This is a genomic window from Desulfotruncus alcoholivorax DSM 16058 (assembly GCF_000430885.1).
In the GTDB taxonomy this organism is placed as follows: Bacteria; Bacillota; Desulfotomaculia; order Desulfotomaculales; family Desulfallaceae; genus Desulfotruncus; species Desulfotruncus alcoholivorax.
Genome location: NZ_AUMW01000003.1, coordinates 171455 through 195315 on the forward strand (window position 1 = coordinate 171455; position 23861 = coordinate 195315).

Genomic DNA, 23861 nt, shown 5'->3' on the forward strand with positions numbered 1-23861 from the left:
TATAATAGTCTTTTTTAGAACATCATCGACCGGTACGATAATAAAGCTTACCCGGCATTTGCTTGACGCAACCCTTAATTTCTAAAAACATTAAACCCGTCATAACCTCACCCGGAGGCAAACCTGATTTTTGAACCAGAATCTCCAAAGAAACGGGTTCATATTCAATTAAACTAAAAATTTTACTTTCGTTTGCAGATAACGACAAACTTTTTTCAACCCCACCGGCATCAGGAGTAAAGAGCAATCCCACCCCCAGCCCCTCCAGAATATCGCCCGCGCCAGTAACAGGAGCTGCACCCTGCTTAATTAAGTTATTGGGGCCTTTACTATATTTATTGGTAATATTTCCTGGTACGGCCATAACCTCGCGACCCTGATCCAAGGCCACGTGGGCTGTAATCAAGGCACCGCTTCTTTCGGCGGCCTCCACAACAACCACGGCTTTACTGAGACCGCTGATTATCCGGTTGCGCACGGGAAAGTGCCATGCCTCCGGGGGTGAGCCCGGCGGAAATTCACTTACCACGGCGCCGTTATCTATTATACTATACATTAATTTTTCATTTTCCCGCGGGTAAACAACATCTACACCACAGCCGAGCACCGCTATGGTGGCGCCGCCCGAGTTAATCGCACCCCGGTGAGCCGCTGTATCCACTCCTCTGGCCATACCGCTTATAACAGTAATTTCCGCTTTGGCCAATTCCCGGGCTAATTTTTCGGCAACGTTCAAGCCATAATGGGTAGCCCTTCTGGAACCTACCATCGCAACGGAAATTTTGGCCAGTAGTTCTGAATCTCCACGCACATATAAAGCTGGCGGTGGATCATATATATTCTTTAACTGCTCAGGATACTGGCTGTCATTAAATAATAAGACACCAAATCTACTATCCATCAACCAGGACGCCACTTCCGACAAATCGGTTTGCTGCCGGCGCAGGAGCAGGTTTGATGCGTCGCGGCGGTGCATCCCCTTTAAAAACATAAAATCCTTTTCTGCAGCGAACCAGGCTTCCTTGGGGCTTTCGAAATAATTAATTATTTCCCAAAACCTTTGCGCCTGACCGGCTAAAATATAATGCCAGGCAAGCCAGAATACTCTCTCTTCCATTTAACTCACCAATCTGGCAATTTTAACAATAAGGTTTTGTTCAATAAAAAAAAATAATTTCCTGCTTGTTCCAACTAAATTCATTAACTTGGGTGCAAATCAAAATGATTTATTTTCATACTACCAGTTGTTGTCTTAAATGGGCAGAGGTTTAACAATTCATCTATGTTTTGCTTTTCATCCAATAGTCCTTTGGTTAACTTTTCGCTTATAACCACCCTAGAACTGGCGTTTAACAAGCTAAACCCGCCTGCTGCAATTTTCATTTGCTTAACTTCCTCCCAGGAAACGGGCATGGAAACAGGCGCACCAGGCAGCGGCCTTAAACTGTAGGGAAAAGCCATAGTTTTTCCTCTTCCGTTTTGAAGATAATCCAGATAAACCTTGCCGGTGCGTTTTGATTTGGTTCTCTCAATTGTAACCCCGTGCGGGTAAGTGTTAACAATAATCTCGGCCAGGCATTTTACAGCCTCGGTTATTTCTTCAAAAGTGTACCCACTGCTTAGTGGAATAAAAATGTGCAGTCCCGAAGAACCGGAGGTTTTGGGAAAACCTTTAATATTAAAAGCTCTCAATGCTTCACGAATAATTAAGGCTGCCTTAAGCACATCGTTAAATGAAGCGCCTTCGGCCGGGTCAAGATCTATAACTGCCAGGTCCGGGGACTCTATGTTGTCCACCCTGCTTAACCAGCCGTGGATTTCCAAGCAGCCCTGATTGGCCATCCAAATTAGCGTGGCAGTATTATTGCAAACGAGATAATTAATTACCTTATGGCTGTGTTTTACAGGAAATGTCTCCACCCATTTGGGTGCATAAGACGGGCATTCTTTCTGGTAAAAAAAGGACCCTCCAATACCATCCGGATATCTTTTCATTACCAGCGGCCGGTTTTTGATTACGGGCAAAATAACCGGAGCCATATCCAGGTAGTATTTGATCAACTGGGCCTTGGTAATTTGTTCTTTGGGCCAGAAAACCTTATCCAAATTCGATAATTTTAGAACATGGCCATCTATTTCTACCATCTCGCTTAATTCCTTGCCCAATTGGCAACCCTCCTATCCGTTTTTTAAAGGCGCGCATTCAGTGGGGTCTATATCCGGACGCAATCCTCTGTATACAGGATGGCGAAGATACCCTTCTCTGGTCAAGGCCAGGTATTCTACTTTGCAGACAAGTTCTGGCCGAACCCAGAACAAGGATTGTGTATGTATACAGGTGCCTGTAAACAGCGGCGTTTCCGTCTTTAAAAGCTGCAGTTTCTCCAGCAAATTACTCTCCTGGGCTCTGTTTAGGCCCGTTCCCACCATTCCCTGGTAGATGAAATTTTTTCCGTTCCATGCTCCCAGAACCAGGGAGCCCAGGATTCGACTTCCGTTGCCTGCCCGGTAACCGCAGATAACCAAGTCTGCTTCTAAAGTATGACGGATCTTTTTCCAAAGGGGCGATCGGTTACCCGGCAGGTACCTGCTGTTAATCTTTTTGGCCATGACTCCTTCAAGGCCTTGTTCCACACAGGCATGATAAAGATCCACACCGTCCCCTCTAATAGTTTCGGAAACTGCAATCTTGCCGTGGGATTTCACCACAGCTTCCAGCACCTCCCGGCGCCGGTACAGAGGAAGATTAACCATGGACTGCCCTTGGTAATACAAAATATCGAAAACCATAAATACTGCGGGCAGCCTTTGCATAGCCTGGTTAATCTGAAATTTATCCTTTAGCCCAGCTCTGGACTGCAGTTTTTCAAAGGATGGTCTTCCACCGGCTAGGACAACGATTTCTCCGTCCAGCACCAGGGGCAGATTACCCAAAATTGAGTGCATATCAGACAAGTCGGGAAATGCACTGGTCAGGTCCTTTTGGTTACGTGACAAAAGGCGTGTTACCCCTTTTTCCAGATATGCAAGACATCGATACCCGTCCCACTTAACTTCAAAGAAAAAGTCCGGGTGGTTAAATGGTTTGGCCTTGACGGCCAGCATTGGCTTTAGCAGCGGCAACTGCATATCAACACCTGCTTTACTCAGCGACTTTGCGTTCGCGCTTGGCCTTGGCGGTTTTTGCGGTCTTGGGACCGGCGCGTTTTTGACCGCGTTGTTCTCTGGCCAGATCGATGCTGGCCTTTAGCGCTGCCATTAAATCCACAACGTTTCCGGTCTCTTGAATAACCGGTTTTTCGACCACCGCTTCACCGGCAATTTTGGCTTGAATTCTCTCATGCAGCGTTTCCCTGTAGCCGCTCACATACTTTTCCGGTTCAAATTCGGCAGAAAGGTTATTAATAAGGTTGACAGCCATTTTGATTTCATTATCATGAAGATTTATCTCGCCGCCGATACCTTCAATTCGGGTTGAGGGCCGGATTTCATCAGCATAGAACATTGTCTCCAAAATTAATGCCTTTTCTACCGGACGGATTACCGCCATCGATTCCCTGCTTCTTAAGGTAACATGGGCTATCGCCGCCCTTTTGGTTTGATCCATGGAGCGTCTCAGTAATTCGTAAACTTTTTGCCCCCCTTCGCCTGGTCCCAAATAATAGGATCGGTCATAATAGACCGGATCAATTTGATTTAAATCAACAAAATCTAAAATTTCCACATTTCTGTTTTTGTCTCCGGTTGGTAAATCCAGTTCTTCCTCACTCATTGTTATATATTTACCCTTTTCATATTCGTAGCCTCGCACAATATCTTCCATTTGCACCTCGGTGTCGCAATAAGGGCAATAACGTTTGTAACGAACAGGAGTGCCGCACTTTTCATGCAGGTAATTAAACTTTATATCTTTTTTTTCGGTAGCAGCGAATAGTTTAACCGGAACAAATATTAACCCGAATGTTATTGCTCCTTTCCAAAGTGGTCTCACAATTTAACCCCCTGCAACATTAATTGATGTTATTAATTTGTTCGAGGGGATAAAAAAATAACCCCTGGCACAGGGTTAATTCTGTTAAAATTGTATCTCACATAAAAAAGTTTATTATAGAAGGATTTAATTGACATGAAGCTAAATTATGAATCTATAGCGTTTTGGCCTTAGGAGGTTGAAAAGTTGACAAATAATCAATTTAAGGTAACTTTTTGGGGAGTTAGGGGGTCCAGGCCTGTTCCTGGATACCATACATTAAAATATGGGGGCAACACATCCTGTGTATCTATAGAAATTGGTGAAAGACTTTTTATTTTTGACGCAGGTACAGGTATATGCAATTTAGGTCAGGAGTTGGTCAAAAAAAGGGAAAAAATGGTTGGTGATATTTTCATTACCCATACTCATTGGGACCACATCCAGGGTTTTCCTTTTTTTTACACCTGCATTTATAAATGGCAATAAATTTACATTATACGGTCAAGGCAAAATGAATTTCAACTTTTCTACGCTCATGCGCGGCCAAATGCTATTCCCCCATTTTCCGGTATCCCTTGAAAAAATGGGATCCCACATTGAATTCCGAGAAATTGAAAGTTGTATGACATATAATCTGGGGGATGAAATTCTGCTCAAAACAGCACACAATAATCACCCCGGCGAATGTCTTTCTTATAGAATTGAACATGCAGGTAGATCATGCTGCTATGTAACCGACACTGAACATTACTCCGTAATAGATCACCATTTGTCAAAGTTTATCAAAGGCTCAGATATAGTAATTTATGATGCCAACTTTACCGACGAAGAATATAATGGTTACAGCGGTTTTGACCCCAAAACGGGATGGGGGCATTCCACATGGCAGGAAGGGATAAAACTGGTGCAGGAAGCAGGGGCCAAGAAACTGGTTTTATTTCATCATGCCACCCACAGGACAGATGCTGAGTTAGATCAAATTGAAATCAAAGCGCAAGCAAAATATCCTGATTGTATTGCAGCTAAAGAAGGTATGGTGCTTTACATATAAGTATTGAAAAGTGGTAACTAAGGATTTAAGGCGAAAATTCCAAACTGATGTTATAAAGAATGCTATTCCTTAACGAAAGGTGGCATTCTTTTTAATTTTATAAGAATAATTTTCCAGTAAAAATCAAGTGACACCGTTTATTGTAGAAGAATATTATAAACTGTCACAAAAAATTATAAAAATAAATTTTCAGGAAAATGTTAGTTAAACCTGACTATATTAAATCAAGCTAATTCGCAGGTGAAACCAGGTTCACAGTGGACTTTAATTTCGGCCTTTTGTTAGAATCTACTAACATATAATCGATCAAATGAAAGGAGTGAGACAATCTGGGTAAAATAACTGGCATGTTTTGCTTGAGATTGTTTTTATCAGCTCTTGTTGTAGTTTTTTTATCCGAAATGGGAGACAAAACACAGATCACTACAATGCTCCTGGCAGGCGCAAAACCCGCTTACGTTCTCTGGGTAGGGCTGGGTTCTGCAATGGCACTGATTTGCACCTCTTTTATTGAAGTTATCATTGGTTCCCAGCTCATTGCCCGATTCACAAAACCTTCTACAATACAACTGTTATCAGGAATAACCTTTCTTTTATTGGGTTTGCTACTTGTCTTTGGAGTAATGGGCAACATTAAACTAGATGTATAGGAGACAAAAATTATGAGTATGAAGCTATTAACCTGGTTGACTACTTATATAATAATTATTTTAGCTGAATTGGGTGATAAGACTCAGGTCGCCGTGCTTTTATTTACAAGTAACAATCCCAATAAGAAATGGCTTATTTTTGTAGCCAGCGCCTTAGCACTTACTCTTTGCGTGCTAATAGAGGTAACAGTGGGGGTTACACTGGCAAAGCATATTGGTCCCGCTATAATTAACAGAGCAACAGGCGTCATTTTTTTATTAATTGGTGTTGTTACTCTGCTGCAACACTTTAAAGTAACGGAGAAAATTAAGTTAAATAAGGAAAAATTTCAAATGCATTCAAAAGCAACCCACAATCATTTAAAATGATAACAGATTAAGCTTAATCCCAATGATCATAGGTTTTTTTTGAGAGGCCTGCAGGCCTCTCTTTTAGTTTTTATGCAGCAGTCTTACGTCCATCTGGCACACCCCTGATAAAGGGAATGGCCGCAACCAGGAGCAAAGACATGGCTCCAAAAATAAAATGAAAACCATCTAATTGATTATGGAATCTAGAAAGGATAAGTACAATTAATGATGTACCAATTACCCCGCCCGTTTGGCGAAACATACCTCGCAAACCGGAAATTTCCGCAATTTTATTTGGCATTAATTCAATAGCAGCATTGTTGGAAGAAGGGCTCGCCATGCCCACCCCCATTCCGGAAACGAAAATCATTAGTGTTAGCCACCAATAATGAGGGATTACAAATCCTAATATAACCAGATGCTGAGGTAACACAGCCAATGCCATAACACTTACTGCTAAAATTGAAAACCCCAACGCCATTGGAATTCTATAACCCAAACGGTTTAGCAGCATGCTGGTAAATGCGGACATACCCATCATGCCAAGAGCCCGTGCAGTAAGCATACCACCACTAGCCAAGTTAGACAGGCCATAAGCTACCTGTCCATAGTATGGTATAAAAGCCATTAGTCCGAATACACAAGCACCATATAACAGGTTAAGACCGTTTATAATTAAAAATGTACGATTCTTTAGCAATTCCAGATCAAGTACCGGAGATGGAGTAGCGCTCTCCCAGCGCAGAAAAAACCATAGCAGTATAATACTGAACAATAAAACCATCCACGTTAGCCATGAATGTACTAAAAAGGGATTTTCACTTACTCTGGTTAAAAAAAACATCAAACATAACATGATTGCGGCCAGGAAACAGATACCAACCAAATCCAACCGGATATGGTTCAACTTGGCATCAGGCTCTAAAAGTAGATATGACAAGGCCAACACCGCTACCCCAAAAGGTAAGTTGATTAAGAAAATAGCCTGCCAAGGCGCATAATCTAAAATCAAACCGCCCAAAGCCGGCCCGATAATGCCTCCCAGCGGGAATATGGTAGTAAACAGCCCGATTGCCCTGGCCCGGTTTTCTTTAAAATAGTCACCAACAATTCCCATTGAAGTGGGCATGAAGCCACTGCCCCCAAGCGCCTGCAAAAAACGGAAAAGTATCAACCAGTAAATGTTGGCCGAGAAAGCACAAAGCAGTGAACTGGCTGTAAATATGGTAATGCAGACCATAAATACGCGCTTTCTCCCCCACTGATCACTAATTCGTCCCATCACAGGCAGCATAATCAGAGTCATTAACTGGTAAGCGGTAATAATCCACGCCGTCCAACTTAGGTCCGCTTTTAAACTGCGTTGAATGGTTGGCAGCGCAGTGGCCACAATAGTGGAATTTGACGATGAGACCAATAATGATAATGATGTTATTGAAAAAACAAGGTATTTACGGTTTTCTTTTTGCATTATTATTCCCTCTTCCTAAAAGAAAGCGCTTCACACCGGTTTGGGAAAACAGTTCCACACTTAAAAAAAAATAATACTCCTTTTAAAAAAGACAATCAAGAAAAATGTTTTTTGCATATTTTGTTGGATTAGATCGTTTGGCATGATAAAATCGCCTTAAACAATAAAAAAAGTTACAATTGATGTTTAAATTATGATTATTAATTCTAAATTTAGTTAATCATAGGGTTATGACATAATTTTGAGGTGATATTCATTGAAATGGTCTAATAATAAAAAATTTTATATTACTGTTTTACTTGTTTTAATTCTATTATTATCCGGATTAGCTTTAAAAAGTAATTTTTTGGCAATGCAAGAAACGAAACCTGATTCAACTGGTCAAGAGGTAACCGCTCCGGATCAAACCGCATCAATTACCAAGGAATCTCCACCTTTAAAAAATTCTAAGGACGATTCCAACAATATACCTGTTGCTGGCGACACCATAACCAAACCGGCAACTAAGCAGGTAAATCAGCAGAAAGATTCTGCAACTGCGCTTTCAAACAATAAATATGGGTGGGGTTTAAAAATAAACAATGAGCACCGCCAGCCCGAAATACCATCAAGTATTAACAGCTTGTTAAAAAAATACAACGCCTTCTGGATAGGAAACCCCAATGATAAGTTTGTTTATCTAACTTTTGATGAGGGTTATGAAAATGGTTATACACCAAAAATTTTAGATATTTTAAAGTCAAATAACGTTAATGCAGCTTTTTTTGTAACTGGACATTACTTAAAAACTCAACCGGACCTGGTTAAAAGAATGGTAAATGAAGGGCATATTGTGGGAAATCATACCGATAGCCACCCCAGTATGCCGGATATTTCTGACGATCAGATTAAAAAAGAATTGCAGACAGTGGAAAAAGAATATCAAGCTATTACCGGCAATAAAGGCATGGCATATCTGCGTCCGCCCAAAGGAGAATACAGCGAACGGACCCTTGCGCTAACCAATAAACTTGGTTATCATAATATTTTTTGGAGCATTGCCCTTGTCGATTGGGTACCTATGCCAAATGGGCCGGAGCAAGCCTATCAAGGCGTTATGAGTAAGCTTCATAACGGCGCAGTAATTTTATTGCACGCAATATCGAAGGATGATACCGAAGCACTGGACAAAATTATAAAAGATATTAAGGCACAGGGTTATACATTTAAAACATTGGATAATTTGGTTAAAGCTTAGGCACATAATGTTTAAAACATTAGTCCATTAACTATAACTGACGGTTTTAAATATATCATCCACTTTTTTAATTATTTCGATATCTTCCAACTCATTAAGCAATGGTTCTGATACCCAAAAATACTCCAAATGCTTGGTGTCCTTTATCCGGGCCACCCTGCAACCGTTGAGGCCATATATACGGCAAGCCGTTTCAATGGCCTCACGCTCAGAAGGTAAAGTGCATGGAATTTTTACTGAACTTAAAATACCTGTGGTAATAGCATTTTTGTACATAGTCTGCCAATCTATCCGATCAACAAGTTGACGCGTCGTTATATCGGCGTACCCAATTCCATGGGCGTTGCCTTTCGTTTCAGAGGTCAATTCCAAAACAACAATCGTTTGGTAGTTTTTATCCGGGTTTCCTCCAAAACGGCGGTGTAGGCCGATAACATTTATGTCCATACCAGTGCCGCTAATATTTTTACCCATTTGATCTATTACCAGAACGTGCAGGTGTTCAAACGGCAATCTGGGCAAGTGGCACCAGGCCGTTTGGAGCAGCTCCATGTCGGCCTTTTGGCGTTCTTTAGGCCTTACCCCTTTTAAGATCAGAGCATCGCCGCGGAAATTATCAACTGCTGCTATACCGCCTATGAGTTTAATGTTTCTTTCAACGATTTCGGCCATTTCAACAATATGCCTTCCCAACCCGGCGCGGTGTGCCGCCTGGGCACCTTCCGGCTTACCCAAACCTACCGTCAGCATCTTAGTCAGGCCGCTTTCTATCGGAGCCCTGAATGCCGTGTGCGGTTTTACACGGTTGAACAAAAAAACTCCATCTGCTTCCAAAGCGTATTTATCACAGTAAACAGGAACACCCTGACTGGTCCGACCTAGATAAACCCCTTGAGCGCAGGATTTAATAGGCACTTTTAAAACCTGTTCGGTGATGCCCATTTTTTCCAGAACTTCCGCTTGGCCCTTATCGTTCCCACCACCGTGGCTTCCCATTGCCGGGACAATAAAAGGTTCTGCACCCCAGGATTTAAATATTTCCGCCAATGTTTGAATAACCCGCAGGCCATAGGGAAATCCCCGTGAGCCATAGGGCAAGCATAAATTCATACCGGGAAATACTTTTTCCCGCGCCCCGATCCGCTCCAATTCGCCGCGAACGTGCTCCTCTATATTGGTTATCATCTGACAATCATATGACTGTTTAATTAAATACATTGGAAACATAGATAATCATTCCTCTTCTACATACTTTTGATCAAAAAATTAACCAGTAGTGCCAATAATCTCATTACCATTATACACGCATTATTTAGAAAAACTTTGCCGCTTTTAGCAGTATGGGGACAAAAAGAGAGGTGGACGCCTCTCTTTTTGCTGCTGCAATTATTAGTGGTTACCTGTTCCAGTTGCCTTTAATACCGCTGCCATTTTGACCTCTGAATTGTTTTATCTGGCCCTGCTGTTCAGGGGTTAGCACAGACCAGCACTGCTGCCTGCTCTGTTGGACAACGCTGTGGATTTTACCCCTCAAGTCATTGACTTCATTGATCTTGGCTTCTATTTTGGCATTATCCGGTTTTGGCTGCAGCTGAAGTTGTTTTAAATCGTGCATGCTATCCATAAGTTTAATTCGCAGGTCGCGGGTTTGTGAGTACGTGTTTTGATCTATTTCCCGCATTTTTGACTTTTGCTGTTCTGTAAGATTTAAAGCCTCATATTTGCCATTCAAGCGCGGTCCTCCGTCACACCAACCCATGCCCAAAGCTGCAGATACTTGGAAGATACTAAAAATAAAAGCCAGTGTAACAGTTAAAAGCGTAATTTTTTTCTTCACAGTTACACCTCCCTTCCCACTATTTTGCACAGTATAAGTTACTTTTACCGTACTAACTTTTATTTTGCCCAATAATCATAACTAAACTGTACAAAAAGTATGGAAGCTTTGTTAGCCAATGATAAAGATGAAGCACTTATAAATTTCCATTTGGAGGCAATTTGTGTAAAATACCAGCATTTTAAGTTAAAATACGGCATGGCCAGTGCAATGCTTATCAGCAGATCTTATCCAGCGTTCTGATATCTCCTGCCGTAAATTGGCTGTTATAAAGATCGGCGTAAAAACCACCCTTAGCAAGCAGCTCATTATGACTACCCTTCTCTATCACTTGGCCGTGATTCATAACAAGTATCAAATCAGCGTCCCGAACGGTGGATAGTCTATGGGCAATCACAAAACTGGTTCTTCCTTTTCGCAACTCGTTCATTGCCTTTTGAATACAAACCTCTGTTCTTGTATCAACACTGCTTGTTGCTTCATCAAGAATAAGAATGGCCGGATCAGCCAGTATGGCTCGGGCGATTGTCAGCAGCTGCTTTTGCCCTTGTGAGATATTAGAGGCTTCTTCATTCAATATGGTGTCATAACCATTCGGAAGCGTTCTAATGAAATAATCGGCGTACGCTGCTTTTGCCGCCTTAATTATTTCTTCTTCAGTTGAGCCCTCCCGGCCATAAGCGATATTGTCCCTTATTGTGCCGCTAAAAAGCCAAGTATCCTGAAGAACCATGCCGAACAAGCTGCGCAGGTTACCGCGCTTTAATTTTGAAATGCTAACACCGTCAATGGTTATTGTCCCGCCGTCTATCTCATAAAAACGCATCAGCAGGTTAACCAGTGTGGTTTTGCCTGCGCCTGTCGGGCCTACAATTGCAATAGTCTGACCTTGCTTGACATCGATATTCATATTTTCAATCAACTTTGATTCTTTATTATAACTAAATTTTACATTCTCAAATGTAATTTCCCCTTTGGGTGAAAGAATAATCTTTGCGGCAGGATCCTCCGGAACTTCTTCTTGTTCATCCAGGAGTTCAAAAACACGCTCGGCAGATGCAATCGTAGATTGAATAATATTGGCAATATTTGCTGCCTGGTTAATCGGTTGGGAGAACTGTCTAGCATATGTTATAAATGCCTGAACATCACCAATTTGAATAGCCCTTCGCGTAACCAGCACACCGCCAACAACACAGACCAGTACATAGCCAATGTTATTTATAAAATTCATCAGCGGCATTATGATCCCCGAAATAAAAAGTGCCCTCCAGCCCGACTGGTACAGCTTTTCGTTGATATCGTCAAATTTTGCTATTGATCTGTCTTCGTGCCCGAATGCTTTTATGACCAAATGCCCCGAATACATTTCCTCCACATGGCCGTTTAATTCCCCCAATGCCTTTTGCTGCCCCAAAAAATAATTTTGTGACCGGGCTGTTATTATTCTGGTAATAATAAAACTAAGCGGCAGTATCAATATAAGCATCAATGTCATTAAAGGGCTAATTGAAAGCATCATAACTATTACGCCTAACAGGGTAACTATAGAAGTAATTAATTGCGTTAAACTATGCTGCATAGTGCTGCTAATGTTATCGATGTCATTGATAACACGGCTTAAAATCTCCCCGTAGGCACGGGAATCGAAAAATTTCAGGGGCAGCCGTGAAAGTTTTTGATGAACTTCTTTACGCAGGTCGTAAACGACTTTTTGCGCCACTCCGGCCATAATATAATGTTGAAGAAAACTGAATGATGAACTAAAAATATAAAGCCCGCCCAAAATCAGCAATATATGCAGGATATAATTAAAATCAATCCCGGCCCCTGGTAGACCCTTGTATTTTGCCATTACGTTTTCAAATAATCTGGTAATAGCCATGCCCATAATTTTCGGGCTTACAATACTGAAAATGGTACTGAGTAACGCCGTTAAAAAAACAACCAGCAATTGGTATCTACGAGATCTCAAATAACCCATAAGCCGTTTAATCGTGCCTTTAAAATCCTTTGCTTTTTGTACCGGTATAACCATAGGAGGTCCAAACCCTTGACCTCTGCCCTGCCTGCCGCTTATTCTCTGACTGGCGCGTTGTCCATTCATGCAATTTCCTCCTCTAATAGTTGCGAGGATACAATTTCACGATACACCTTACATGAACCCATCAATTCTCGATGATTGCCGATTCCTGCGATCCGCCCCTGATCTAGTACGATTATTTTGTCTGCATAAATGGCTGTACTGACTCTTTGGGTAACGATGATTACCGTGGCATCAATGGTTTCTTTTTTCAGGGCAGCCCGCAGTTTAGCATCGGTCTTATAGTCAAGCGCTGAAAAGCTGTCGTCAAAAAGATAAATTTCGGGTTTGCGCACCAGGGCACGTGCTATGGCCAGACGCTGTTTCTGACCACCTGAAAGGTTCATGCCCCCCTGGGCAATCACCGCATTAAAACCATCTTGCATACCTGAAATAAAGTCAATGGCCTGGGCAATTTCAGCAGCATGACGCACTTCTTCATCCGAAGCATCTTCTTTACCATAACGAATATTATCCGCTATGGTGCCCGTGAATAAAACAGCCTTTTGCGGAATCAAACCAATTTTTAACCTCAGGCCATCCTGGGGTAATTCACGAACATCCACACCGCCAACCAGAATACTGCCGCTGTCAATGTCGTAGAACCGGGGAATCAAATTAATCAAAGTAGATTTACCCGACCCGGTGCCGCCTATTATAGCGGTTATTTCACCTGGTCTTGCCTCGAATGAAATACCGGCAAGCACAGGCTTTTCAGCATCGGGGTAACTAAAAGTTACATTTTTAAACTCAACATATCCACTTTGGGTGCCAGTATGCTTAACCCGTGTTATATCCTTTATCTCCGGTGTCATATCAAGCACCTCGTTAATTCTAGCCGCGGATACTGAAGCACGGGGAATCATTACAATCAACATAGAAAACATTATCAGAGAAAACAAAATCTGCGTGGCATATTGAATAAAAGCCATTAAATCGCCAACTTGAATACCCTCGGTGTCAATTCGGATGCTGCCAAACCATATAACTCCTATTATTGAAAAATTAAGGATTAACATCATCACCGGCATTAAAGCAGCCATAACCTTATTTACTTTGATGGCAGTGCCGGTAAGGTCCAAGTTAGCCGTGTCAAAACGCCGTTGCTCATATTCAATACGATTAAAAGCCCTGATAACACGTATACCGGTGAGGCTTTCGCGCAGGACAAGATTTAATCTGTCAAGCTTTAGCTGCATAACTTTAAAAAGGGGCAAACTCCTGCTGATAACAGCAAAGATCGCAGCGACAAGTATAGGTATAACCACGATAATAACCAATGAAAGTTTAGCATCCTTGGATACTGCCATAATGATTCCGCCGATACACATCATGGGAGCACGGACCATCATGCGCAGCATCATCGTAACTACCTGCTGAACTTGTGTAATATCATTGGTCGTCCTGGTAATAAGTGACGCTGTGCCGATTTTGTCAAACTCTTGAAACGAAAAATTTTCAACATGGGAAAAAACCTGGCCGCGAAGAATTTGCCCAAAACCTGCAGAAACTTTAGCTGACGAGAAACTTGCCATGAAAGCGCAAGTCATGCCTCCAGCAGCAACAAACAGCATCAAACCGCCGGTTTTTAAAATATAAGGTATATCCCCTTTAATAATCCCAATATCCACAATGTCAGACATCAAGGTTGGAAGATATAATTCCGCAAGAGACTGCAAAAAAATAAGCAACAAAACCAAAACTACAGAAAAGCGATGGGGTTTTAAAAAACTGAATAGCCTTATCATTCAACATCAACTCCAACCAAAGTTCCAATTCCAGTAAGCTCAACCTGTCCAAAGAAGGTTAAGCCACTCCAAGCATTGCACAGTCTATAATTAGTTAAGATTATTAATATTTTACCATATAAATTATTTGATATTATAGTTATCTTGGAAGTAAATTAATCAATAGAATTGCTTCGGCTGTACATATTATAAATGCATTAAACTCGCTTTAGCTTATCAGGACAAAAAAAATTTATTGACAACTTTTAAAAAACTGTTACAATTTAAAAAAATGTTTGTGTACAATTAATTTTATTACAAATAAAAATATTTCAGGTGTTTATAAATGAGCAAAAAACCCGAGGGACCTTCAAAATATATTTGCTTTAAATTAAGCAGAGTAATGAGAAAGATCCAGCGCTATTATGAAAGTTCCTTGAACTCTTTTGGCATTACCCCGGTACAGTTTTATGTATTAAGCGCGTTATGGGTAAATGACGGTGTTAAGTTTAAAGATTTAGCCAAAAGTCTGGATATGGATGGCTCCACTTTGACCGGCATATTGGACAGGTTGGAACGTATGGATTATGTGGAAAGAAGAGATGACCCGGAAGACCGCCGTTCTTTACTGATCTTCTTGAAGGAAAAAGCTAAGGTTAGACAACAAGAAATAATAGGCCTTGCTGAACAACTAAACCTGGAAATAAAAAAAGATTTTTCGGATCAAGAATTTGATATTTTTGAAAGAGTGCTTGATAGACTTATTAAAGAAAAATAATTTATAATTCAATTATTTGTATGCAAATTATTTTTATATAAATAATTGATGTACACATAAAGGAGGTGAAATGAATGTAATCAATGACGACTGCTGCTTAAAAAAAGTTTAAACAGGATTGAGATAAGATTAAGCTTAACAACTAATTAGCAGGGGAGATATATATGGGACACATAGTTAATGCTAAAGACCAAGTTTACCGCGCTTTAGCTGAACGCCTGAACAAAAACCCGGTAGGAGCTCCGATTAACGAAACCCTCATGGCCATACTGCATCGTCTTTATACTGAAAGTGAGGCTATGGTGGGCAGTAAATTCCCACTGGTGCCCATGACGCTAGAGCAAATTGCCGGAATTACAGGTACTAAAGAAGATCAATTAAAAACAATTCTGGATGGCATGGCAGACAAGGGATTGGTTCTGGACATTCCCCGCAAGGACACTTTTTATTACATGCTTGCCCCGGTAGTGGTGGGATTTTTTGAATATACCTTCATGCGGGCTAGAGATGATATTGATATGAAAGAATTAGCAGAGCTGTTTGAAACTTATTTTCAATCCAGTGAAGTAAGAGAAGAGTTTTCCGGAGTGGAAACAATGGAAATGCGGACCCTGGTATACGAGAGTCTGATACCGGTAGCTGTGGAAACTGAAGTTTTGGACTATGAAAGGGCTTCTGAAATCATCCGGCAATCCGGCGGAGGGTCTATATCCATCTGCGCTTGTCGTCATAAGGCACTCCACCTGGGCAAATCATGCGGCGCGCCGCTGGAAGTCTGCACCTCCCTGGGTGGCGCCGCAGAATGGATAGTGCGAAGAGGTCTCGGCAAGCCGGCTACGGTAGACGAATTATTGCGGGTACTTGAGAAAACAGAAAAACTTGGCTTGGTCCACCAGTGTGATAACGTATTAAATAAACCTACTTACATATGCCACTGCTGTGGTTGCTGCTGTCAGGTTTTACGCGGAATTAATGAATTTGGGAAATTCAGCACGCACCCAAGTAATTTTATCCCAACGATAGATACTGAATCCTGTGTAGGATGCGGTACTTGCGCCGATAGCTGTCACATTAACGCCATTAGCTTGCAGGATAACGGAAATGGAACAGAAGTACCGGCTGTGAACAAGAACCTTTGCATCGGCTGTGGCGCCTGCGCTTCCAAATGTCCCAGCGGCGCGATAAACATGTCCCAACGCTCAATACTGCATGTACCCCCGAAAAATATCAAAGAAAAATTTTTAAGAATCGCTAAAGAAAAGGGAAAACTTTAATAATTTAAGAGGGCGGGGCTTTTTTTGGTTAGGCTGCCGGCAAAAAACCGGCAGCCTAATTCATTGATCCAGCAACACCAAAGAAAATTTATTGTTTATTCTTCTATAGATACTTTTTAGTCGGTTTTTCCCCGGCAAAACTAAAGAGTACTTTCTTGTTGTCTACCACTGTTTCCAAATGTACTCCCCGGCCCCATATCTTATATACATGAGGCAGAGTTCTTTCCAGGTAATAAATGTCCAGGTCGATCCCTTCGTGCAGGTGTTTTAAGTAAAGTTCACCCCGCTTGCCAAAGTCGCCGTCTTCAACCACAATATACGGTATTCCACAGTTGTAAAGGCTTCTCACCAGCCCATCTCTTACTTTTTCCCAGTCTTTATCGGTAACTTTCCAGTCGTAGCCCACTTTTTTATATAAATATAAATCTAAATCTTCAACCAGTTGTTCAGTTAAGTAATTGCGAATAAAGGATATATCGTTTTCAGTTTCTCTGACTTCAAAAATCTTTTGTCTCCCCTGGCCGTCTACTCGCCTATACTTCCTCTTTTCTTCATCGGTCGGGTTATCCCATCTTTTTTCAATATCCTCAAAAATTTTCAAACCAAGGTGATATGGGTTAATCCTGTACTTTGAAGTTTGAATAACACCGGCATGCATTTTTGCAAATTCCAGTGCTTCTTCCTCATCCAGATCCAGTTCCCTGATTATACGCATATGCCAATAAGACGCCCAACCTTCATTCATAATTTTTGTCTGCATTTGAGGCCAAAAATAGAGCATCTCATTTCGGATGATAGATATTATATCCCGCTGCCATTCCTCAAGATCCCGGGCATGGTTCATCATAAACATCAGCAAATCCTTCTCCGGCTTTTCAGGAAACTTTTTCACACTGTTTTCCTGATCTTTATCCCCTTCATCTTTTTTCTTATCCAAATCCCACAGATCGTCATAAGGAGTTGCATTTTGCTGGCTTTTGCTGTGGCTGTCGTGATCCTTGTCTTTGCAGCTTCCCCCACAGCATTTGTTCCCGCTGCAGCTATTTCCACCGCCACATCCGTGTCCCCCACATGAGGACCCGTATTTAGTACCGGGCGTCAGCGTTACATCGCCGGCGATGTAACGCTGAGGGTCCACATTCTCCTGCAGTGATATAACTGAATCAATAAATGCTTCTACCTTGTTCCTGCCGTATTTAAATTCGTAACCCCGAATCCTTTGTGCAGCCGTGGACATGGTCTCAACCATATTCCTGGAGGTCTTTTTGAAATAATAATTGTTTTTAAAAAAGTCACAGTGACCTAGAACATGCGCAATGACCATTTTGTTTTGAACCAGACTGTTACCTTCCAATAAAAAAGCGTAACAGGGGTCAGAGTTTATCACCATTTCATATATCCTACTGAGATTATAATCGTACTGAGTCTTCATTTTATGATATGCTTTGCCGAAAGTCCAATGCGAAAACCTGGTGGGCATTCCGTAAGCGCCAAAGGAATAAATTATTTCAGCGGGGCAAATTTCAAAATACATATCGTAAAAATCAAGATTAAAATTTTTTGCTATCGCGATTATTTGATCAATTGATTCCTCAAGTAACTTTTTCTCTTCCATTGGATGCAAACAAGAAACACCCCCCGTTACAACCCAGTCTGCGGATTAGGATTAAAAAATTTTTTCAAAGCTGGGTAAACATCAGCCTTATCTTTAATGCCTACACAGGTGAACTTGGGATCGATAATTTTTTTAAAGGCGCTCCTTAATGTACTTGAAATGTAATACGGACCTTCAATTTCGCCATAGCCCACCAGGTTACATACTTTTAGCAATTCACTAACATAATTTATACACTTATCATTGTCTGATGATAAATTATCGCCGTCGGAAAAATGAAAAGCATAGATATTATAATCCTGCGGATTGTATCTTTGTTCAATAATATCAAGCGCTAGTTTATATACTGAAGAACACCGGGTCCCCCCACTGGCGCCCTTGGTGAAAAATTCTTCTTCTGTGGTTTCCTTGGCTTCAACATGGTGAGCCAAAAAAACTATCTTTACGTTTTGATATTTGGTTCTTAAAAACCGCACCATCCAGAAGAAAAAGCTTCTGGCAATGTATTTTTCGTATGGCCCCATTGAGCCCGAAGTATCCATCATTGCCAAAACTACAGCACTGCTTTCATATTTGAAGGTTAGGTCCCAGGTTTTAAACCGCAAATCATCCCGTGAGATGTTTTCAAAGCCCTTTTTGCCCTTTAAGGCATTGCGCTTTATTGCTTCTAAAATTGTTCTTTTTCTGTCAATATTACTGCTTAGACCCTTTTTCCTAACATCCTTAAACTCCAACGCTTCCGAAGCAAGTTCGGGCTTCTTCTTTTGCTGCAAATTGGGTAATCCCAGGTCTTCAAAGATAAGCTGGGCAAGTTCTTCAATCGTAACCTCGGCCTCGTAGTAGTCGACACCGGGCTCTTCACCCGCGCCCTGTCCTTTTCCGGTACCTTTTTTCTGCTCGCTTCCCAGCAAATCTCCTTCTTTTGTTCCGCCTTCTCCCTGGCCTGCGTGCTTATTCTTACCCGTATCAAAACGAAAATGATATTCTTCCAGTGAGCGGATAGGTACTTTTACAACCTTGCGTCCATCCGATAAAATAATTGATTCCTCACTGACTACATCGGCCAGGTTTTTTTTAATCGCCTCTCTGACTTTTTCCCGGTGGCGCTCCCGGTCGATCTCGCCCTTGCGGTGCAAGGACCAGTCTTCCCGGGAGACCGTATATTTACCGGACATTTTAAACCCTCCTACCTATTCAGCAGGCTACCCACATACTTTAGCAGCTCATTGGCACAAATAATGCAGTAACCGTATTCGTCAATTAATTTTGCACTTACTTCATTAATCCGCTTAAGTTGTTCGGCATCTGGAGTTTTGGTTGAAGTAGTTATCTTGACTACATCTTTTAAATCTGCAAACAGTTTTTTCTCAACCGCTTCCCGCAGCCGCTCATGGGACCTGTAATCAAAGCGTTTATTCTTTCTTGCATAGGTTGAAAGCCTGATTAAAATTTCCTCTCGGAAGGTCTTTTTGGCGCTTTCGGTCACTCCTATTTGCTCTTCAATGGAACGCATTAATTTCTCATCTGGATCCATTTCCTCGTCAGTAATTGGGTCTTTTAATTTTACGCCGTTGCAGTAAGCTTCAACGTTATCCAAATAGTTATCAAACAATATCCGTGCAGACTCCTCATAGGAGTAAACAAAAGCCTTCTGTACCTCTTTCTTGGCCAACTCATCATATTCTTTCCTGGCAATTGAAATAAAGTTAAGTAAACGTTCCCGCTCTTCCTTGGTAATTGATGGATGCTGTTCGAGCCCGTCTTTAATTCCCCGCAGCACGTCGAGCGGGTTAATGCACTTGGTAGATGTCCTGATCAATGAGGAGCTTAAACGATTAATTACATAACGAGGATCAACGCCGCTCATGCCTTCGTCAAGATGCTCCGCCTGCAGCTCTGAAAGATCTTTTTGTTTAAACCCTTCCACATCTTCGCCATCATACAATTTCATTTTTTTAACAATGTCCATGCCCTGCTTCTTACTTTCCTTCAGCCGGCTCAATACTGAGAATATACTGGCTACCTTTAAGGCATGAGGTGCTATATGGATATCTCTAAGATCGCTTTGCTTAATTAACTTGTCATATATTTTAACTTCTTCGCTTACTTTTAAGTTGTAGGGGATTTTCATTACAATAATCCTGGACTGCAAAGCTTCATTTTTCTTGTTACTGATAAAAGCTTTATACTCATTTTCATTTGTATGGGCTACAATCATTTCATCTGCATAAATCAGGGCAAAACGGCCTGCTTTAAAATTGCCTTCCTGGGAAAGGCTGAGCAGGTTCCATAAGAATTTTTCATCACATTTAAGCATTTCTTGGAATTCCATAACTCCCCGGTTGGCAATGTTTAGTTCACCGTCAAATCTGTAAGCCCGCGGGTCTGATTCAGAGCCATACTCCGCAATTGTGCTGAAATCTATACTGCCGGTTAAGTCAGCAATATCCTGTGACTTAGGGTCGGAAGGCGTGAAAGTTCCAATCCCTACCCTTTTATCTTCGGACAGGATAACTCTCTCCACCTGGACATTTTCTATGTTTCCTCCGTACTCCTGTTCCAGCATCATCCTGCAAGACGGGCATAACTCCCCTTCTATGTGCACCCCGTATTGAGCTTCAAATTCACTTCTTAATTCTTTGGGTATCAGGTGTAAAGGTTCCTCGTGCATGGGGCAGCGTTTTATGCCGTAAAGAGCGCCCCGCTCCGTCTTGCTGTACTGTTCCAAACCCTTTTTGAGCATTGCCACCAGTGTTGATTTTCCTCCGCTGACAGGTCCCATCAACAGCAGTATGCGCTTGCGCACATCCAGTCTCCGGGCAGCCGGATGGAAATATTCTTCCACAAGTGTTTCCAAAGTTTTATCCAGACCAAACAGTTCATGACTAAAAAACTTATATCTTTTTCCTCCGCTCTCCAGGGTTTCCGTTCCTGCGTCTTTGATCATGTTATAAATCCTGGCATGTGCTAATTGGGTTACCCAGGGCCTCTCTTTTACAATTTGCAGGTAATCTATAAATGTACCTTCCCATGCTTGTTGTTTTTCAAGAGAGCGGAATTTTTCCAACCGCTTAACGAAATCCACCTTTTCACACTCCCCTATAGACGTTTTATTATTACCTCAACAGATTGCCAAGAAGTAATAGTATATTTATATGCAAAGATGTAAAAATAAGTATCCTACAACACCCGACGAAAATACGCCTATCGCGTAAAACCGACAGATTAAATAAGAAAAATGGGTTTTAAACAAGGAAAATAATTTTTAATAAAACAAGGGAAAAATAAAAAACGCCGCTTTAAGCGACGTTTAACATGTCCCAATGGTTGCTGTTTATTTAATGCAACTTAACCACGATAAAATTCTTTTCGGGCTCCCATAGCTTAATTAACTCTTTTTCATTAACCAGCTTATAGATAACCTCATTACCTTCAACCCATGATGCCAGATAGGTCACTATAATCACCCCCGGGTACAGTACATTGTATACAAAGTCTTTACAAGATCTTAACAAAAAACACCCTGGGCTGCAAGTATTTTTTCACCCGATCAATCTTTTTACCATTGCCTTATTGGCACTCTCTTCAAAGGAGTCATCAAGCTCGGTTAATTCCAAGTCATACCCCCTACGTTCAAGGGCCAGCGAAATTAAATAATCCGTTAGTGCCGGATTTTTGGGCAGCAGGGGGCCGTGTAGGTAAGAGCAAAATACATTTTTGTAGCGCGCCCCTTCTGTGCCGTCAACGCCATTGTTACCATTACCGCTAACCACCTTGCCCAGCGGCATTGTGTCGTTGATGAAGGTTTTACCCCCGTGGTTTTCAAACCCAACCAGCATCGTTTTCTTACTATCCAGTTCAGCTTCAACGGCAACGTTGCCTATGAGGCGGGTATCTCCGGCAACCGTGTATATATCCAACAGGCCCAGTCCTGGTATCTCTTTACCTTCGGGGGTGCGGTAATATTTCCCCAGCAGTTGATATCCCCCGCAAATGGCCAGTACCACCAGTTTATTTTCTATTGCCCGATTAAGGTTCTCCACGCGCTTGCCCATATCTGCAGCAATCAGGTTTTGTTCCCGGTCAGACCCCCCGCCAATAAATAAAAAATCCACGTCTGCAAAATTAACCGGGTCGCCCAGATTTACTTCCATAACTTCAACCTGCCACCCACGCCAGCGACACCGCTGCACAAAAGCCAGCACATTTCCCCGATCACCGTAAAGGTTTAAAAGGTCAGGATACAGATGACATACCGTGATCTTCACTAAATTTCACCCTCTCGGACATTCCGCTTAAAATCTTCTCCACCGGCCACACAGCCGTATACGTGGCCAGCATACTGATAACCTGACATTCTCCGCTTAAAGCTGCCTGAATGGCCAGATTATAGTCTTTTTCAATGCTAATTTGAGCAACAGAAACCCCTGCATATTTTAGCCTCACTGCCATGTCTTCCGCCCTTTGACCGGTACAAATAAAACGCTTGAACCTTTCCTGCCGCTCCAAGAGGATTTCAAAATCAACATCCCACAGCCACGAAACATCCCTGCCGTCAGCATCGTTGTCGTTAATTGCAATCAACAGGTCCTGTTCTTCATCCCCTACCAGTAATCCGTCCAGGGCCTGGTTAAATCCCGTGGGGTTTTTAACCAGAGCTAAAATTACTTTTTTATTCTTATACTTAAAGGTTTCCATCCGCCCCGTTACCGGTAAATATCGATTTAAACTCGCTATTACTACTTCGGGCTTTAACCCGAGCTTGATGGAAGCTGTAAAAGCAGCCAGGGCGTTGTAGAGGTTATAAAGGCCCTGAACAGGTAATTCCAGCCTCCACTCTGAACTTCCGCTCCTTATGACCGCGCCCACCGTCTTTGCCTGGCGATGCCGAACGGAAGCTGCCTCAATATCCGGCACCGGGCGGGTAAAGCCGCAATTTGGACACTTATAATCACCAAGTTGGCTGTAAATATATACGGCATAAGTGAGAGCCTCGCTACAAAAAGGGCAGAACTTGGCTTCCCTGCTGTAAGATGCCCTGCCGGATATTTCTGCGGCCGGCCGTATCCCGTAATATGTGGTTTGGTAGCCGGTCTCCGCCGCTATTTTGGCAACCAGTGGATCATCTGAGTTCAGTACCAATTGTGTATCAGCCGAAAGCTTTTTAAGTGCTCCTACAACCTTCGATATTGTGGTATCAAGCTCTCCATACCTGTCCAACTGGTCTCGAAAAAAATTTGTAATAGTTACCATCCGGGGCTGAATCCATTTAATCACCACAGGGAATGCAGCCTCGTCCACTTCCAGGACAGCATAATCACAACTGACCTTGCCGGTAAAAGAACTGATTTTAATAAAAGATGTAACAATCCCTGTCAGAAGGTTTGCCCCTTCCCGGTTGTTTATCACTTTATATCCTGCGTGTTCAAGGGCGCCGGCAAGCATATTACTGGTTGTGGTCTTGCCGTTGGTACCGGTTATCATAATTGCGCCACGGCCGGTTTGGCTGCTGTAGTGCTTTAAAATATCCGGACAAATGCGTAAAGCCAGCATTCCCGGAAGGGAGGATCCCCGTCCTTTTCCAGTCAGCTTACTCATAACCATGGCAATTTTAGCCAACCACAGCGCTAATAAAAATCTAAATATCATTGTTGACCTCGCTATCCTGAAAAACTTTTACTTGAGGGACGGTTGTTCCCCGCCGGGCTCAAAACTTCAGTGCCGACAGCACCAGCGGCTCGCCCCTGGCGAAACCGGACCGCCCTCAATTCACCTTCCTGGCTCAGTTCGGGCTCTCGCGGGCATCACGCCCGC

The 23861-nt window shown here is 42.2% G+C and carries 21 protein-coding genes; 7 read left to right on the forward strand and 14 right to left on the reverse strand.

Features of this window, described 5'->3' with window-relative positions; all coding sequences use genetic code 11:
• Positions 1 to 22 precede the first annotated feature (22 nt).
• The 4 genes from dprA to ku all read right to left on the reverse strand — a co-directional run bounded on the left by dprA (position 23) and on the right by ku (position 3991).
• Entirely contained in the window at positions 23 to 1117 is a 1095-nt protein-coding gene (gene dprA, locus H569_RS0103290; RefSeq protein ID WP_027363826.1) for a DNA-processing protein DprA, read from the reverse strand.
• A gap of 83 nt (positions 1118 to 1200) precedes the next feature.
• The gene (ligD, locus tag H569_RS19030) at positions 1201 to 2166 is read right to left on the reverse strand and encodes a non-homologous end-joining DNA ligase (RefSeq protein WP_238492449.1); all 966 of its coding nucleotides are present in this window, start codon (positions 2164 to 2166) and stop codon (positions 1201 to 1203) included.
• A 12-nt stretch (positions 2167 to 2178) separates the two neighbouring features.
• Positions 2179 to 3129, reverse strand: coding sequence for a non-homologous end-joining DNA ligase (gene ligD, locus H569_RS0103300; RefSeq protein WP_027363827.1), 951 nt, complete (start codon positions 3127 to 3129; stop codon positions 2179 to 2181).
• A gap of 13 nt (positions 3130 to 3142) precedes the next feature.
• On the reverse strand, positions 3143 to 3991 hold the full coding sequence (gene ku / locus H569_RS0103305; protein WP_027363828.1) for a non-homologous end joining protein Ku: 849 nt from the start codon (positions 3989 to 3991) through the stop codon (positions 3143 to 3145).
• Between the two features lie 186 nt (positions 3992 to 4177).
• Here ku and H569_RS22995 point away from each other — a divergent pair, with 186 nt between their 5' ends.
• The 4 genes from H569_RS22995 (at position 4178) to H569_RS19040 (ending at position 6043) form a co-directional block, all read left to right on the forward strand.
• A complete protein-coding gene (locus H569_RS22995; RefSeq protein WP_238492450.1) occupies positions 4178 to 4459 on the forward strand; it encodes an MBL fold metallo-hydrolase in 282 nt (93 codons plus the stop codon).
• A gap of 136 nt (positions 4460 to 4595) precedes the next feature.
• Positions 4596 to 5024, forward strand: a complete 429-nt coding sequence (locus H569_RS23000; RefSeq protein ID WP_238492451.1) for an MBL fold metallo-hydrolase — start codon at positions 4596 to 4598, stop codon at positions 5022 to 5024.
• 356 nt (positions 5025 to 5380) lie between these two features.
• Complete coding sequence (locus H569_RS0103315; RefSeq protein ID WP_238492452.1) at positions 5381 to 5674, forward strand: TMEM165/GDT1 family protein; 294 nt, start codon at positions 5381 to 5383, stop codon at positions 5672 to 5674.
• A 12-nt stretch (positions 5675 to 5686) separates the two neighbouring features.
• Complete coding sequence (locus tag H569_RS19040; RefSeq protein ID WP_051273177.1) at positions 5687 to 6043, forward strand: TMEM165/GDT1 family protein; 357 nt, start codon at positions 5687 to 5689, stop codon at positions 6041 to 6043.
• 70 nt (positions 6044 to 6113) lie between these two features.
• On the opposite strand, the gene H569_RS0103325 is transcribed toward H569_RS19040, so the two are convergent.
• Entirely contained in the window at positions 6114 to 7496 is a 1383-nt protein-coding gene (locus tag H569_RS0103325; RefSeq protein ID WP_027363830.1) for an MFS transporter, read from the reverse strand.
• Between the two features lie 256 nt (positions 7497 to 7752).
• On the opposite strand from H569_RS0103325, the gene pdaA reads away from it, so the two are divergent.
• Positions 7753 to 8733, forward strand: coding sequence for a delta-lactam-biosynthetic de-N-acetylase (gene pdaA, locus H569_RS0103330; protein WP_051273179.1), 981 nt, complete (start codon positions 7753 to 7755; stop codon positions 8731 to 8733).
• A 27-nt stretch (positions 8734 to 8760) separates the two neighbouring features.
• On the opposite strand, the gene H569_RS0103335 is transcribed toward pdaA, so the two are convergent.
• From H569_RS0103335 to H569_RS0103350, 4 genes are all read right to left on the reverse strand, one after another.
• Entirely contained in the window at positions 8761 to 9960 is a 1200-nt protein-coding gene (locus tag H569_RS0103335) for a nickel pincer cofactor-dependent isomerase, group 22 (protein WP_027363832.1), read from the reverse strand.
• A gap of 169 nt (positions 9961 to 10129) precedes the next feature.
• Positions 10130 to 10570 carry a Spy/CpxP family protein refolding chaperone gene (locus H569_RS0103340; RefSeq protein ID WP_027363833.1) on the reverse strand — a complete coding sequence of 147 codons (441 nt, stop codon included), beginning with the start codon at positions 10568 to 10570 and terminating at the stop codon, positions 10130 to 10132.
• Positions 10571 to 10787: 217 nt separating this feature from the next.
• Positions 10788 to 12677 (reverse strand): ABC transporter ATP-binding protein, encoded by a 1890-nt coding sequence (locus H569_RS0103345; RefSeq protein ID WP_027363834.1) that lies wholly within the window; start codon positions 12675 to 12677, stop codon positions 10788 to 10790.
• Entirely contained in the window at positions 12674 to 14401 is a 1728-nt protein-coding gene (locus tag H569_RS0103350) for an ABC transporter ATP-binding protein (RefSeq protein ID WP_027363835.1), read from the reverse strand. Before H569_RS0103350 ends, H569_RS0103345 begins: the two co-directional genes overlap by 4 nt.
• A 325-nt stretch (positions 14402 to 14726) precedes the next feature.
• Here H569_RS0103350 and H569_RS0103355 point away from each other — a divergent pair, with 325 nt between their 5' ends.
• Both H569_RS0103355 and H569_RS0103360 read left to right on the forward strand, forming a co-directional pair.
• Positions 14727 to 15158: a MarR family winged helix-turn-helix transcriptional regulator gene (locus H569_RS0103355; RefSeq protein ID WP_027363836.1), complete on the forward strand. Its 432-nt coding sequence runs from the start codon at positions 14727 to 14729 to the stop codon at positions 15156 to 15158.
• Positions 15159 to 15322: 164 nt separating this feature from the next.
• Complete coding sequence (locus H569_RS0103360; protein WP_027363837.1) at positions 15323 to 16432, forward strand: 4Fe-4S binding protein; 1110 nt, start codon at positions 15323 to 15325, stop codon at positions 16430 to 16432.
• Between the two features lie 103 nt (positions 16433 to 16535).
• Here H569_RS0103360 and H569_RS0103365 read toward each other — a convergent pair whose 3' ends face one another.
• From H569_RS0103365 to H569_RS0103390, 5 genes are all read right to left on the reverse strand, one after another.
• The gene (locus H569_RS0103365) at positions 16536 to 18047 is read right to left on the reverse strand and encodes a SpoVR family protein (protein WP_051273201.1); all 1512 of its coding nucleotides are present in this window, start codon (positions 18045 to 18047) and stop codon (positions 16536 to 16538) included.
• Between the two features lie 26 nt (positions 18048 to 18073).
• Positions 18074 to 19222 carry a sporulation protein YhbH gene (gene yhbH / locus H569_RS0103370; protein ID WP_027363839.1) on the reverse strand — a complete coding sequence of 383 codons (1149 nt, stop codon included), beginning with the start codon at positions 19220 to 19222 and terminating at the stop codon, positions 18074 to 18076.
• A gap of 11 nt (positions 19223 to 19233) precedes the next feature.
• The gene (locus tag H569_RS0103375) at positions 19234 to 21132 is read right to left on the reverse strand and encodes a PrkA family serine protein kinase (RefSeq protein WP_027363840.1); all 1899 of its coding nucleotides are present in this window, start codon (positions 21130 to 21132) and stop codon (positions 19234 to 19236) included.
• A gap of 457 nt (positions 21133 to 21589) precedes the next feature.
• On the reverse strand, positions 21590 to 22309 hold the full coding sequence (locus H569_RS0103385) for a type 1 glutamine amidotransferase (RefSeq protein ID WP_027363841.1): 720 nt from the start codon (positions 22307 to 22309) through the stop codon (positions 21590 to 21592).
• Complete coding sequence (locus H569_RS0103390) at positions 22284 to 23696, reverse strand: Mur ligase family protein (RefSeq protein ID WP_027363842.1); 1413 nt, start codon at positions 23694 to 23696, stop codon at positions 22284 to 22286. The genes H569_RS0103385 and H569_RS0103390 overlap by 26 nt, the downstream gene beginning before the upstream one ends.
• Between the last annotated feature and the right edge of the window lie 165 nt (positions 23697 to 23861).

Excerpts from the sequence above, each read along its gene's own strand:
- dprA (WP_027363826.1), bottom strand. The coding sequence starts at position 1,117 with ATGGAAGAGAGAGTATTCTGGCTTGCCTGGCATTATATTTTAGCCGGT.
- ligD (WP_027363827.1), bottom strand. The coding sequence starts at position 3,129 with ATGCAGTTGCCGCTGCTAAAGCCAATGCTGGCCGTCAAGGCCAAACCA.
- H569_RS23000 (WP_238492451.1), top strand. The coding sequence starts at position 4,596 with ATGACATATAATCTGGGGGATGAAATTCTGCTCAAAACAGCACACAAT.
- H569_RS19040 (WP_051273177.1), top strand. The coding sequence starts at position 5,687 with ATGAGTATGAAGCTATTAACCTGGTTGACTACTTATATAATAATTATT.
- H569_RS0103325 (WP_027363830.1), bottom strand. The coding sequence starts at position 7,496 with ATGCAAAAAGAAAACCGTAAATACCTTGTTTTTTCAATAACATCATTA.
- H569_RS0103335 (WP_027363832.1), bottom strand. The coding sequence starts at position 9,960 with ATGTTTCCAATGTATTTAATTAAACAGTCATATGATTGTCAGATGATA.
- H569_RS0103345 (WP_027363834.1), bottom strand. The coding sequence starts at position 12,677 with ATGAATGGACAACGCGCCAGTCAGAGAATAAGCGGCAGGCAGGGCAGA.
- H569_RS0103350 (WP_027363835.1), bottom strand. The coding sequence starts at position 14,401 with ATGATAAGGCTATTCAGTTTTTTAAAACCCCATCGCTTTTCTGTAGTT.
- H569_RS0103355 (WP_027363836.1), top strand. The coding sequence starts at position 14,727 with ATGAGCAAAAAACCCGAGGGACCTTCAAAATATATTTGCTTTAAATTA.
- H569_RS0103360 (WP_027363837.1), top strand. The coding sequence starts at position 15,323 with ATGGGACACATAGTTAATGCTAAAGACCAAGTTTACCGCGCTTTAGCT.
- H569_RS0103365 (WP_051273201.1), bottom strand. The coding sequence starts at position 18,047 with ATGGAAGAGAAAAAGTTACTTGAGGAATCAATTGATCAAATAATCGCG.
- yhbH (WP_027363839.1), bottom strand. The coding sequence starts at position 19,222 with ATGTCCGGTAAATATACGGTCTCCCGGGAAGACTGGTCCTTGCACCGC.
- H569_RS0103390 (WP_027363842.1), bottom strand. The coding sequence starts at position 23,696 with ATGATATTTAGATTTTTATTAGCGCTGTGGTTGGCTAAAATTGCCATG.